Annotated in this window: 10 protein-coding genes; 5 read left to right on the top strand and 5 right to left on the bottom strand. The window is 71.8% G+C overall.

The window, feature by feature from the left end:
* The first annotated feature begins 44 nt into the window (after positions 1-44).
* Positions 45-1,706 (top strand): alpha/beta hydrolase, encoded by a 1,662-nt coding sequence (locus ACFVYR_RS16875; protein WP_384260554.1) that lies wholly within the window; start codon positions 45-47, stop codon positions 1,704-1,706.
* A 219-nt stretch (positions 1,707-1,925) separates the two neighbouring features.
* Here ACFVYR_RS16875 and ACFVYR_RS16870 read toward each other — a convergent pair whose 3' ends face one another.
* The gene (locus tag ACFVYR_RS16870; protein ID WP_384250739.1) at positions 1,926-2,834 is read right to left on the bottom strand and encodes a helix-turn-helix transcriptional regulator; all 909 of its coding nucleotides are present in this window, start codon (positions 2,832-2,834) and stop codon (positions 1,926-1,928) included.
* Between the two features lie 368 nt (positions 2,835-3,202).
* Between ACFVYR_RS16870 and ACFVYR_RS16865 the strand changes: the two genes are divergently transcribed.
* A complete protein-coding gene (locus ACFVYR_RS16865; protein ID WP_384250736.1) occupies positions 3,203-4,624 on the top strand; it encodes an MFS transporter in 1,422 nt (473 codons plus the stop codon).
* 28 nt (positions 4,625-4,652) lie between these two features.
* On the opposite strand, the gene ACFVYR_RS16860 is transcribed toward ACFVYR_RS16865, so the two are convergent.
* Positions 4,653-4,895 (bottom strand): DUF397 domain-containing protein, encoded by a 243-nt coding sequence (locus ACFVYR_RS16860; protein WP_384250733.1) that lies wholly within the window; start codon positions 4,893-4,895, stop codon positions 4,653-4,655.
* Between the two features lie 311 nt (positions 4,896-5,206).
* On the opposite strand from ACFVYR_RS16860, the gene ACFVYR_RS16855 reads away from it, so the two are divergent.
* Together ACFVYR_RS16855 and rph are read left to right on the top strand one after the other, a co-directional pair.
* Complete coding sequence (locus tag ACFVYR_RS16855; protein WP_384250730.1) at positions 5,207-5,392, top strand: hypothetical protein; 186 nt, start codon at positions 5,207-5,209, stop codon at positions 5,390-5,392.
* 185 nt (positions 5,393-5,577) lie between these two features.
* Positions 5,578-8,199: a rifamycin-inactivating phosphotransferase gene (gene rph / locus ACFVYR_RS16850; RefSeq protein WP_384250727.1), complete on the top strand. Its 2,622-nt coding sequence runs from the start codon at positions 5,578-5,580 to the stop codon at positions 8,197-8,199.
* Positions 8,200-8,251: 52 nt separating this feature from the next.
* On the opposite strand, the gene ACFVYR_RS16845 is transcribed toward rph, so the two are convergent.
* Entirely contained in the window at positions 8,252-8,704 is a 453-nt protein-coding gene (locus ACFVYR_RS16845; protein ID WP_384250725.1) for a winged helix-turn-helix transcriptional regulator, read from the bottom strand.
* Positions 8,705-8,798: 94 nt separating this feature from the next.
* Here ACFVYR_RS16845 and ACFVYR_RS16840 point away from each other — a divergent pair, with 94 nt between their 5' ends.
* Complete coding sequence (locus ACFVYR_RS16840) at positions 8,799-10,022, top strand: MFS transporter (RefSeq protein ID WP_384250722.1); 1,224 nt, start codon at positions 8,799-8,801, stop codon at positions 10,020-10,022.
* A gap of 6 nt (positions 10,023-10,028) precedes the next feature.
* Here ACFVYR_RS16840 and ACFVYR_RS16835 read toward each other — a convergent pair whose 3' ends face one another.
* Positions 10,029-11,015 (bottom strand): molybdopterin-dependent oxidoreductase, encoded by a 987-nt coding sequence (locus ACFVYR_RS16835; RefSeq protein WP_384250719.1) that lies wholly within the window; start codon positions 11,013-11,015, stop codon positions 10,029-10,031.
* A gap of 126 nt (positions 11,016-11,141) precedes the next feature.
* Positions 11,142-12,329: a lipase family protein gene (locus tag ACFVYR_RS16830; RefSeq protein WP_384250716.1), complete on the bottom strand. Its 1,188-nt coding sequence runs from the start codon at positions 12,327-12,329 to the stop codon at positions 11,142-11,144.
* Between the last annotated feature and the right edge of the window lie 48 nt (positions 12,330-12,377).

The raw sequence follows: 12,377 nt of genomic DNA, 5'->3' as shown, positions 1-12,377 counted from the left end.
GGCCCGCTTAGGGTGAGCGAGGGGCAACAGGCTGGGAGGTTGCCGTGCGTGGAGCTTGTGCAATCGCCGGTGTCACCGTGCTGGTCGTCGCGGGAGCGGGAGCGGGAGCGGGAGCGGGCGCGGGCGTGCCGGGCGTGCCGGGCGTGCCGGGCGTGGCCTGGGCCGCCGCCGCTGACGGTGGTGGGCGGCCGGATCTGTCGCGCTACTACACGCAGAAGATCAAGTGGTCCGCGTGCAAGGGCGACACCGAGACCATGGCGGAGGCCGCGGGCGGAACCAAGGACCTGCGGTGCGGGCACATGACCGTCCCGGTCGACTACGCCAAGCCCGCCGCCGGAACCGTCGACATCGCGATGATCCGGCTGAAGTCCAGCACGAGCGGCAAGCCCCGCGGGTCCCTGGTGCTGAACTTCGGCGGGCCCGGCGGACCCGGTGTCTCCGCGCTCGCCGGTGCGCAGAAGGAGTTCGGCTTCCTGAGCAAGGACTATGACATCGTCTCCTTCGACCCGCGCGGCGTCGGCCTGAGCGATCCGGTCAGCTGTGGCGACGCCGGGGGGAATCCCGATCCGACCACGGAGGGGGCGGGCGACGCGGCCGCCGTGCTGCGCAAGCTGCGCAAGGTCGCCAAGGAGTGCGAGGAGCGGTCCGGGCCGGTCCTTCCGCACATGGGGACCGTCAACGTCTCCCGTGACCTGGACGTCATGCGGCAGGCCCTCGGCGACAAGAAGCTGAACTACCTGGGGTTCTCCTACGGGACGCGGATCGGCGCCGTCTACGCCGCGCAGTTCCCCGGGAAGGTCGGGCGGATGACGCTCGACGGCGTGGACACGCTGACCGAGCCCGTCGCCGCACAGTCCCTCGCGACCGCCGAAGGGCGCCAGACCGCCCTCGACCACTTCCTCACCTGGTGCACCGGGAACGCCGGCTGTGTCTTCGGCACCGACTCCCGTGCGGCACGGGACAGCATCGTGAAGATCATCAAGGACCTGGACAGGATGCCGCTCCAGTCCATGGAGGGCCAGCGGTTCACCGGCCAGAACGTCGTCGGCGTCCTCACCCAGGCGCTGTACAGCAGGCAGGCCTGGCCCGCGCTCTCGCAGGCGCTCGGGGCGCTGCTCGCCGACGGGGACCCGCGGGCGCTGATGCGGATGAGCAGCGGGCTGCCGGGCGGGGTGGAGCCGGGGCAGGTGCCGGGACCGGGGGTGAAACCGGGGCCGGTGGTGGTACCGCGGCCTGTGGTGCCCGGCCATGGCGGGCCGGACGTGCCCATGGACAACGCGTCCGCCGCCCTCATGGCCGTGAACTGCGCCGACGATCCCGACCGGCCCGACGCCGCGCACATAGAGAAGGAGGTCGGCAGGCTCCAGAAGGAGTTCGAGGAGGCCTCGCCGGTCTTCGGCAAGTCGATGCTGATGCCGGTGCTGCTGTGCTTCGGGCGGCCCGCGGGGACGGACTACATCCGCAAGGAGGTACGGGACGTGAAGTCGCCCGAGTTGCTGCTCGTCGGCACGCGGGGCGACCCGGCCACGCCGTACCGGTGGACGGAGGAGACGGCGCGGCGGCTCGGACCGCAGGCCGTCGTCCTGGACAACAAGGGCGACGGGCACACCGGCTACCTCGGGTCCCAGTGCGTGCGGGACAAGGTGGACGGGTTCCTGCTGTACGGGGAGACGCCCAGGACCGGGAGTTCCTGCGCGGCGGAGTGAGGGGCCGGATACTGGGCTGGGGCGGGCCGGGCCCTAGGGTCTGTGTTTCGGATCAGGCCGGACTTGGGTGGCCTTGCCTTGGGTGGGGCTCGAGCGGGGTCTGGTGCGTGCATCTGCAAGGCGGAGGAGGGCGGCAACGCGGAGCGTTGGCAACCGACGACAACGCCGCAGATGTGCGTGCCAGGCCCCGCGACCCCGGACAGATCCGAACGACAGGCCCTAGCGGGGCGGGGCCAGGCGGAGCATCGCCGCCTCGTCGGGGGTGTCCGGCGTGGCCTGGTAGACCACCAGGCGCTGGTCGCCCGAGCGCGCCAGCTTCATCACCTCGTACGTGAGGGTCATCGGGCCGACCTTGGGGTGTTCGAACGTCTTGGTGCCGCCGCCGCGCTCGCAGACGTCGTACTGCTCCCAGATGCGGGCGAAATCGGGTGACTTCAGGAGGAGTTCGCCGACCAGGCTCGTCAGCTGCGGGGAGTCGGTGTCGGTGCCGCCGATCGCGCGCAGGTGGGAGACCGACCTGGAGACCGTGTCCTCCCAGGGCCGGTACAGGACGCGGCCCATGGGGTGCAGGAAGAGGTAGCGCACGACGTTGCGCTGCTCGTCGGGCCAGTCCCACAGGCCGGGCAGCAGGGCCTTGCCGGGGGCGTTGGCGGCCAGCATGTAGCTGTGCCTGCTCACCACGTACGCGGGCAGCGGGGCGAGCCCGTCCAGCATGCGGAGCACTGACTCGCGGACCGTGTGGTCTGCCGTGGGATGCGGTTCCGTGAGGCGGCCCGAGGCCAGTTCGGCCAGGTCGCGCAGCCGGTCGTGGGCGTCGCCCGTCAGGCGCAGGGCGCGTGCGAGGGCGTCGATGACGGCGGGCGAGGGGTTCGCCTCGCGGCCCCGCTCCAGACGCGTGTAGTAGTCCACGCTCACACCGGCCAGCGTGGCCAGCTCCTCGCGGCGCAGGCCCGGCGTGCGGCGCAGACCCGTGCCCGCAGGGAGGCCCGCCTCGGCCGGGGTCACCCTGGCGCGGCGGGCGCGGAGGTACCGGCCCAGCTCGGTACCGGTGGCGGCCGCGGGCGTGGGTGCCGATGCCGGTGCGGGTGCGGCCGTCGGGGCCGCCGGGCTCGCTGTGCTTTCCGTCATCCGGCCATTGTCCCTGGTGGGTCTCCGGCGTGGGGGGCCGTGTCAGGGCCAGGAACGCGGGACCCTGGTGAGGTGCGGCCTGCCACGGGGGGCTGCCGCCCTGGAGAGTGGGGGTTGTGCGGGTGGCCCGGCCACCGTGACCCAGGGGGTGCGATGTCACCGGGCCGCGGTGCGGTGGCCGGTGCCGTCCGCCGTTCGTTGCCGTCCGCCGTTTGTCGCCGTCCGCCGTCTGCCGTTTGTTGCGGCCGGCCGTTCGTGCCGTCCTTCCTCGTCGCTCCGCGACGGCTGTGCTTCGCCGCTCCGCGGCGGCTTCCCACCCGCCCACCCGTTGCTCCGCGACTCGTGAGCCCCGTCACCGTAGGAGTTCCATGTCCGCCGGCGTTCTCTCCGCCCCCTCCGTCCGGGCCCCCCGCCCCCCAGCTCCCGGCGCCCCGCGCCCCCGCACCTCCTCTTCCCCCGCCCTCGCCCTCCTCGCCGCGCTCCTCGGCTTCACCGTCATCACCATCGACGTCACCGCCGTGAACATCGCGCTGCCCGACATCCGCGCCGACCTGCACGGCGGCATGGCGGGGCTGCAGTGGACCGTGGACGCGTACACCCTCATGTTCGCCGCCCTGATGCTGTCCGCGGGTGCGCTCGCCGACCGGGCGGGGGCGCGGCGCGCGTACGTCTGGGGCGTGGCGCTCTTCACCGCCGCCTCGCTGGCCTGCGCCCTGGCGCCCGGCATCGGTGCGCTGATCGCGGCCCGCGTCGCCCAGGGCGCGGGCGCGGCCATCGTGATGCCCGCCTCGCTCGCGCTGATCCGGCAGGCCTACGACGACGCCCGTCGCCGCGCCCGCGCCATCGCGCTGTGGACGGTGGGCGGTTCCGCGGCCGTCGCGGTGGGCCCGGTCCTCGGCGGGGTGCTCACGGAGAGCGCCGGGTGGCGTTCCGTCTTCCTCCTCAACCTGCCGGTCGGCGCGCTGATCCTCGTACTCCTCGCCCGTACCGCCCGCTCCCCCCGCCGTCCCGCGCCCCTCGACCTCGCCGGGCAGGCGACCGCCGTCCTCACCCTCGCCGGGCTCGCGTTCGCGGTCATCGAGGGCGGGCACCTGGGGTGGACGAGCGTGCCCGTACTCGCCGCCTTCGCCGTGGCCCTCGGCTCCGGATTCGCCTTCTGCATCGCCGAGAAGCGGCACGCCGCGCCCATGGTCCCGCTCGGCCTGCTGCGGCAGCGCCAGGTCGGTGTCGCCCTCGCGGTCGGCTTCGCGGTCAACGCCGGGTTCTACGGCGTGACCTTCCTCCTCGGCCTCTACTACCAGCAGCTGCGCGGCATGTCGGGCGTCGCGGCGGGCCTGATGTTCGTGCCGCTCGCCGCGTTCATCACGGGGACCAACCTCGTCTCGCCCCGTGCCGCCGAGCGGTTCGGGCGGCGCCGGGTCATCGTGCTCGGCCAGGCGATTCTTGCCCTGGCCATGTTCGTCCTCGTACCGCTGAACGCGGATACGCCGTTGTGGCTCGTCCTTCTCCTGGTCGTTCCGACGGGGCTCGGCGGCGCGTTCTGCGTACCCGCGTTGACGGCGCAGCTGATGGACAGTGTCCCCGGTGAGCGCGCCGGTACGGCTTCGGGGCTCCTCAACTCCCTTCGCCAGACGGGTGGCGCGATGTCCGTGGCCCTCTTCGGCGCCTTGCTCGCCGGTGGCGGTGACTCCGGCTTCTCCGTCGCGGGGATGCGTACGGGGCTCGTGGCCGTGGGCGCGGTTCTGTGCGTCACCACGGCGTTGGCGGCGTGGCTGCTTCCCCGGGACTGAGTGACGTGTCGGGACGTGTCAGGACGAGTCAGGATGTGGCGTACGTGAGGAAGTGGGACCAGGGGGTGGGGCTGACGGAGAAGGTCGGCCCCTCGGGGTTCTTGGAGTCGCGTAGGTGGATGGAGTGGGGGCAGGTGGCGAGCTCTACGCATTCGCCGCCCTCGCCTGTGCTGTAGCTCGACTTCCGCCAGTGGTAAGCGACTTCGAGGCACTCGCCGCCTCCGCCGCTGCTGTAGCTGGACTTGAACCAGTTCAGTTGCTCGGTGCTCATTGGTCTCCCAGCATCTTCTCGATCAGAGCCGGCGAATCACGAGACGTGAGCGCCTCTGCTTGCAGGATCCGATAGCGAACGGCCAGTACACGGACTTCTTCCGGAGCGGTGATCAACCGCGGGTACGTGTGGATCTCCATGCGTCGAGGACCGGACCCCCGGCAAGACGGTCTGGGCCGAACTTCCTTACCGGTCAAGGGAAATTCCGGCGGGAACCAGACTGGCCCCGTGATCAGGGCGCGGGCGACAATGCGGATCAATGGGCGGGCCACATCGTGGGCCCGCCGGACCCACCGGGGGAAGAGGGACGCATGCTCATCGTTTCCGTACTGGTCGTGGCCGCCGTGGTGATCGGCGCCTGCCTGCTCGTGCTGCGGCGCCGAGGCGGCTCAGGGGAGCGCGGCGCGCTGGAGCGTGGCGCGGCCGGGCAGGGGCTCGCGCAGGGGCTGGGCGGGGCGAACGCCAGCAAGCAGAACATGGGCGGCGCGGGGAACTGACACCCGGGCGCACCAGAACCCGACCATCAGCAGGCAGAGGGCCCGGGTAAAACAAGAGGCAGGGAGAACTCTCCCTGCCACTTACAACGTATAGCGCACTGGGGGGCTTGCGGCAAGACCCCCGGGGTGGCGCAAAATCGTCGGCCTAGCTCACAACGGCAGACGACCGCCCCGGAGGCATCGCGATGAACGAGCAGTACGTGCGGGATCTTCGAGAGGTCGATGAGACGCAGCTCGCGGCCGTCGGCGGCAAGGGTGCCCACCTGGGCGCGCTGTCACGGATCGACGGCGTCGACGTGCCGGCCGGATTCTGCGTGACGACGGACGCGTTCCGGCGGATCGTCGCGGAGGCGCCGTCGCTCGACGCTCTCCTTGAGGAGTTGTCGCGGGTCGACCCGGACGACCGCGAGGCGCTCCGCACGCTCGCCGCCGGGATCCGCGAGGTCATCGAGGGCACCGCCCTTCCGGCCGACCTCGCGGCGGCGATCACCCATGAACTCGACCGGCTCGGCGAGCAGTCCCCCTGCGCCGTCCGGTCCAGCGCGACGGCGGAGGACCTGCCGACGGCCTCCTTCGCCGGGCAGCAGGACACGTACCTGAACGTCGTGGGGCGGGCGGCGGTCCTCCGGCACGTCAGCCGGTGCTGGGCCTCGCTGTTCACCGAGCGGGCCGTGGTCTACCGCCGCCGGAACGGCATCGATCACCGTACGGTCCAGATGGCCGTGGTCGTGCAGCGCATGGTCTTCCCGGACGCGTCCGGCATCCTGTTCACGGCCGACCCCGTCACCGGCAACCGCAAGGTCGCCACCGTGGACGCGGGCTTCGGCCTCGGCGAGGCCCTGGTCTCCGGCCTGGTGAACCCGGACGTCTTCAAGGTGCGGGACGGCCGGGTCGTCGAGAGGACGATCGCCGCCAAGCAGCGTGCCGTACAGGCCCTGCCGGGCGGCGGTACGCGGGAAGTGGAGATCGCCCCGGAGCGGCAGCGGCAGCCGACGCTCACGGATGAGCAGGTCGTGCGGCTCGTGGAGCTCGGGCGGCGGATCGAGGCGGACTTCGGCGGCCCGCAGGACATCGAATGGTGCCTGGACGGCGACGACTTCCGGATCGTGCAGAGCAGGCCGATCACGACGCTGTTTCCCATTCCCGCGCCCGCCGCTGACAGCGAGGGCGAGGGAAACCGCGTCTACCTCTCCGTCGGGCACCAGCAGATGATGACCGACGCCATGAAGCCCCTGGGGCTCTCCGTGTGGCAGCTGACGGCCATGGCGCCGATGATCGACGCCGGCGGGCGGCTGTTCGTCGACGCCACCGCGCGGCTCACCTCACCCGCGACCCGCGCCCCCTTCCTCGACATGGTGGGCAGAGGTGATCCGCTGACCAGGGACGCGCTGGAAACCGTCCTCGACCGCGACGACTTCGTACCCACGGAGCCGTCAGTGACGTCAGCGCCGCCCTCCCCGGTGCCCGGCGGCGCCCCAGCCCCGGAACCCATCCCGACGGACCCCGCCCTCGTCACCGAACTGATCCGCCGCAGCGAGGCGTCCCTCGCCGCACTGGAGCGTGACATCCGCGCGAAGGCGGGGCCGGAGCTGTTCGACTTCCTGCCGGAGGCGTTCGCGGAGCACAAGCGCGTGCTGAGCGATCCGCTGAGCATGCAGGCGATCATGGCGGGAATGGAGGCCACGTGGTGGCTCAACGACAAGCTGGGGGAGTGGCTGGGCGAGAAGAACGCGGCCGACACGCTCACCCTGTCCGCCCCCGACAACATCACGTCGGAGATGGGTCTCGCGCTGCTCGACGTCGCGGATGTGATCCGTCCGCATCCTGAGGCAGTGGCGTTCCTGCAAGATGTCCGGGGCGCGGACTTCCTGGACGACCTGGCGAAACTCCCGGGCGGAGCCGAAGCGCGCGACGCCATCGAGGCCTACCTCGACCGGTACGGCATGCGCTGCGTCGCCGAGATCGACCTCACGCGACCCCGCTGGAGCGAGCGTCCCGACACGCTCGTGCCCGTACTCCTCGACAACGTCAGGCTCTTCGAGCCGGGCGCCGCCGCGCGCCGCTTCGAGGAGGGGCGGCAGAAGGCGCAGGAGAAGGAGCGGGACGTACTGGCACGCCTGCGCGCCCTGCCGGACGGGGAGCGGAAGGCCGACGAGACCAAGGCGATGATCGACCGGGTCCGCACCTTCATCGGCTACCGGGAGTACCCGAAGTACGCCATCATCTGCCGCCTCTTCGTCTACAAGCGGGCCCTGCTCGCGGAGGCCGAGCGCCTCGTGCGGGACGGCGTGCTCGCCGAGGCGGAGGATGCCTTCCACCTCACGTTCCAGGAACTCCACGACGCCGTACGGTCGAAGCGGGTGGACGCCGGGCTCATCCAGCGGCGCAAGGACGCGTTCCGGTCCTACCTGGCGCTCACGCCGCCCCGGGTGCTCACCTCGGACGGCGAGGCCATCAGCGGCGCGTACCGGCGTGACGACGCGCCGGACGGTGCCCTGGTCGGTCTGCCGGTCTCCGCCGGGATCGTCGAGGGCAGGGCCCGCGTCATCCTCGACATGGCCGAGGCCGACCTCGAAGCGGGCGACATCCTGGTCACGACCTTCACCGACCCCAGCTGGTCGCCGCTGTTCGTCGGCATCGCGGGCCTGGTGACGGAGGTGGGCGGCCTGATGACCCATGGCGCGGTCATCGCCCGGGAGTACGGCTTGCCGGCCGTCGTGGGCGTGGAGGGGGCCACCCGCCGCATCCAGGACGGGCAGCGGATCCGCGTGCACGGGGTCGACGGGTACGTCGAGATCCTGCCGTGACCGGACACCACCCGGTCTCCCGCGTGCCACGGATTCACCCCGCGCGCTCAGGTCACCGGGTGGAAACCTTGTGGACGGTGGTGTCGTCGGGGTTCAGCCGCCGACCGTCCGCGGACAGCACTTCCAGCGGGCGCAGGCGCTGTTCCCGGCGGCGGTCGACCAACTGTGAGTGGGGTTCGTCGGGGGCGAAGAAGTGCTGTTCGCCCCACTGCCGCAGGGCCACGATGACGGGGAAGAGCGCCTTGCCTTTCGGAGTCAGTACGTACTCGCGGTAGGCGCTGCCGTCCGAGGCGGGGACGGATGCGAGGACACCGCCGTCGACCAGCGTGCGCAGCCGCGTGGCGAGGATGTTCTTCGCCACGCCGAGGCTGCGCTGGAACTCCCCGAAGCGCCGGCTTCCGTCGAAGGCGTCCCGCACGATCAGCAGCGACCACCAGTCGCCGATCGCGTCCACCGAGCGGGCGACGGGACACTCGCTGTCGTCGAAGCGCGTTCTGGTCACCATGGCGTTCCTCTCCCATAACGGTTGCAACATGCTACCAAAAGTAGTTACCGTCATGTCGGTAGCAAGATGAAACCAGGTGTGCGGGGGAGTGCTGATGCCGGGCGAAGGCGATGCTGTGACACGGCCGACCGAGGCCCGGAGCGGGGAGGGTCCCGCGTTCGTCCTGTCCCGTGGTGTCGTCGTACTGTTCGCCGTCGCCTGCGGGGCCGCGGTGGCCAACGTCTACTTCTCCCAGCCGCTCCTGGTGACCATGGGCCATGACCTCGCCATGAGCCCGGGGCTCGTCGGCAGCGTGGTCACGCTCACACAGGTCGGATACGGGGTGGGACTCTTCTTCCTCGTGCCGCTGGGCGACGTGGCGGACCGCAGACGGCTCGTCGTGGCCCAACTGCTGCTGCTCGTGGTGGCCCTGGCCGTGGTGGCCACCGCTCACGCGGCAGTGGCCCTGCTCGCGGGCATGGCCGCGGTGGGACTGCTCGCGGTCGTCACGCAGACCCTGGTGGCCTTCGCCGCGTCACTGGCTCCAGCCGCCGAGCGCGGACGCGTCGTCGGCCTTGTCACCAGCGGCGTGGTCACCGGAATCCTGCTCGCCCGCACCGCGTCCGGCCTCCTCGCCGACCTCGCGGGCTGGCGCTCCGTCTACCTCGCCTCGGCGTCGCTCACCGCCCTGCTCGCCCTGGTCCTGTACCGGACGCTGCCGCGCCACGGGGAGGCCGAGCGGACCGCCCTGCGCTACGGCCGGCTGCTCCGCTCCACGATCACCCTGTTCGCACGGGACCGACTGCTGAGGCTCCGGGCCCTGTTCGGTCTGCTGATCTTCGCCGCCTTCAGCACCCTGTGGAGCAGCATCGCGCTACCCCTCAGCGAGGCCCCGTACTCCATGTCCCACAGCGCGATCGGGGCACTGGGGCTGATCGGTGCCGCCGGCGCCCTCGCCGCGACGGTGGCAGGCCGCCTCAACGACCGCGGACTCTCCCGGCGGACCACCGGCATCGCCCTGGCGCTGCTCGCCGCCTCGTGGCTGCCCCTGTCCCTCACCCGCGACTCGCTCTGGGCCCTGGTCGTCGGCGTGATCCTGCTCGACCTCGCCGTCCAGGCGGTCCATGTCACCAACCAGACCCTGATCTACGCCCGGCACCCGGCCGCGGGCAGCCGGCTGATCGGCGGATACATGGTCTTCTACTCGATCGGCAGCGCCACCGGCGCCCTCGCCGCGACCTCCCTCTACACGCTGTTCGGCTGGGGCGCCGTATGCGCGCTTGGCGCCGCGTTCAGCTGCCTCGGGCTCGCGCTGTGGGCCTGGGGGGACCGCACCTGACCTCTCTCAGCGGGGCCCGGCCACCGTGAAGGCCACCTCGTGGACGGAGTTGCGGGCGCCGGGGGGTGGCTGCACGCGGCCCGCCGCGTCCGTCGCGCGGGAGCGGACCGTGTGCGGGCCCGACGGGAACGTACGGCGCAGTGAGAAGCCCTGCCAGGCCGGCTCGGCGCCCAGGGCGTCGAGCGTGGCCGGTTCCCAGGGGCCGCCGTCGACGGAGAGGTCGAGACGGACGACCTCGGTCGTGGACCAGGTGCGGCCCCTGATCGTCAGCGAGCCGTGCCGCAGCTCCGTACCGTCCGCCGGGGAGAGGATCTTGCTGTTGACGTCCACCTCGCGCACCGGCCGCGCCTCGCCGCCGCCCCGCGGGGTCCGCGTGTAGAGCGTCGTGGTGAACATGTGCCGCGGACGTTCGTCGGTCAGCACGATCCGGGTCAGCCACTTCACCGAGTTCGTGCCGAACATGCGAGGGACGACGGCCCGCAGCGGAAACCCGTGCCGGGGGCGCAGCGGCTCGCCGTTCATGCCGTGGGCGAGGAGCACGTCGCGGTGCGCGGTCTCCAGGGGGAGATCCTTCACGTACGTGAGATCGTCCTCGCCCCCGTAGGAGCCCGCGTCCGCGCCCTCGAAGACCACGTGCCGGGCGGCGGGCAGGGGGGCCGCGCGGTCCAGGAGCGTGGCCAGGGGGAGACCCGTCCACTCGATGTTCGTCACCGCGCGCGTCGGGGTGTCGGGTCGCAGCGGGCTGCCGAAGCACTCGTGCACGGCGGTCAGTTGAGAGGCGGGGAGCGCGAGGAGTGCGGCGAGATCCAGACGCAGGGGGCGCTCTACCAGGCCTTCCACCGTCAGCGTCCACGCGGCCGGGTCGATCTTCGGCAGGCCCAGATGGGCACGGACGAAGACGTTGTCCACGGGGGTGACGAAGTCGGGGCCGGGCGCGGGGTCGGCGAGCGAGGGGTCGCCCGGCGGGGGTGTGAGTATGGGCGTGGTCGGCATGATGAGACATCCCCCCGGTTCTCGAAGCACCGCAGGGCGGGCTCAGGAATCCCTGCGAACCTCAAGATCCTAGGGGGATGAATCGACGCTGCCCACTCATTTCCCGACCCCGCCGGGGTCCCGGGCTCAGCAGTTGCCCCGCGCCCGCTTCCCCGCGAACCGGTCCGCCAGCCACTGCGCCGCGAACGGCGACTGCGTGATCACACCGCCGACGTGCTCGGCGGCCGGCACCGTGTGCCACTCCACGTTCGCGCCCCTCGCGCACCAGTCCTCGCGGACCTGCCTGCCCACGCCGTACGGAATGAGCTCGTCCGCGAGCGCGTGGTACTGGTACACGGGCGCGTCCGGCTTGACCGTGCCGACCCGCGACTCGTTCAGGCGCCGCTGCCAGTCGGGCTGGTCCAGGGGGTTCCTCGTCGTCATCGACGCTATGGTCTTGAAGGAGCCGAGCACCGAGCCGTCCGCGACGCAGCTGTTCTTCATCGCGCCGACGAGGCCCCTGCCCAGCGGGTTGAGGTAGGAGTCGAGGTCCAGCTCGGGGAAGGCCGCGTTCTGGCCGATCGCCGCCATGAAGATCAGGCCCGAGCCGTACGAGCCGTCGTTGAACTTCGCGACCTTCAGCAGGTCGCCCGGGATGCCGCCGGTCGCCGTGCCCTTGACGTGGAGGTCGGGCGCGTACGAGCCGTGCAGTTCGGCCGCCCACGACGAGGCCTGGCCGCCCTGTGAGTAGCCCATGATGCCGACCGGCGTGTCCTCGTCCAGGCCCGCGTCGGGCAGCCGGATCGCGGCCCGTGCGGCGTCGAGCACGGCCTGGCCCTCGGCGCGGCCCACCGTGTAGGTGTGGTCGCCGGGGGTGCCGAGGCCCTCGTAGTCGGTGACGGCCACCGCCCAGCCGCGCAGGGTGAGTTGCTGGATGAGGTTGGCCTCCACGGTGGTGCCCAGCGGGAAGCCGGCGCTGGGCGCGCAGCGGTCGGCGACGCCGACGGTCCCGACGGCGTACGTGATCAGGGGGCGCGGGCCCTTCCTGCCGTCCTGCGGCACGATGACCGTGCCGGAGACGGTGTTCGGCTCGCCCTTGGCCGTGGTCGAGCGGTAGTGGATCTTCCAGGCTCTGGTGTTGGTGGGCTGGCCCGGCAGGGGGTGGAAGCTGCTCGGCTCGGCGCTCACGACGTCTCCGGGGGATGCGGCGGAACCGGAGACTGAGGGAGCGGCGCTTTCGCGGTCGTCCGCGTGCGCCGCGGTGAGCGGGATGACGGCCGACAGGCCGAGCGCGGCCACCGCGGCCCACGCTCTGACGCCGGTACGTGTGTGCATGCGGCTCTCCCAACTGTCCTTGAGGGACGGGGGTGTCCGGCAACGACC

Origin of the sequence: Streptomyces sp. NPDC058284, from assembly GCF_042881135.1 — a bacterium.
Lineage (GTDB): Bacteria > Actinomycetota > Actinomycetes > Streptomycetales > Streptomycetaceae > Streptomyces.
The sequence above is the reverse complement of the archived record's forward strand: the minus strand, read 5'-3'. Positions and strand labels throughout refer to the sequence as shown.

Excerpts from the sequence above, each read along its gene's own strand:
- ACFVYR_RS16830 (WP_384250716.1), bottom strand. The coding sequence starts at position 12,329 with ATGCACACACGTACCGGCGTCAGAGCGTGGGCCGCGGTGGCCGCGCTC.
- ACFVYR_RS16855 (WP_384250730.1), top strand. The coding sequence starts at position 5,207 with ATGCTCATCGTTTCCGTACTGGTCGTGGCCGCCGTGGTGATCGGCGCC.
- ACFVYR_RS16840 (WP_384250722.1), top strand. The coding sequence starts at position 8,799 with ATGCCGGGCGAAGGCGATGCTGTGACACGGCCGACCGAGGCCCGGAGC.
- rph (WP_384250727.1), top strand. The coding sequence starts at position 5,578 with ATGAACGAGCAGTACGTGCGGGATCTTCGAGAGGTCGATGAGACGCAG.
- ACFVYR_RS16870 (WP_384250739.1), bottom strand. The coding sequence starts at position 2,834 with ATGACGGAAAGCACAGCGAGCCCGGCGGCCCCGACGGCCGCACCCGCA.
- ACFVYR_RS16860 (WP_384250733.1), bottom strand. The coding sequence starts at position 4,895 with ATGAGCACCGAGCAACTGAACTGGTTCAAGTCCAGCTACAGCAGCGGC.
- ACFVYR_RS16835 (WP_384250719.1), bottom strand. The coding sequence starts at position 11,015 with ATGCCGACCACGCCCATACTCACACCCCCGCCGGGCGACCCCTCGCTC.
- ACFVYR_RS16865 (WP_384250736.1), top strand. The coding sequence starts at position 3,203 with ATGTCCGCCGGCGTTCTCTCCGCCCCCTCCGTCCGGGCCCCCCGCCCC.
- ACFVYR_RS16845 (WP_384250725.1), bottom strand. The coding sequence starts at position 8,704 with ATGGTGACCAGAACGCGCTTCGACGACAGCGAGTGTCCCGTCGCCCGC.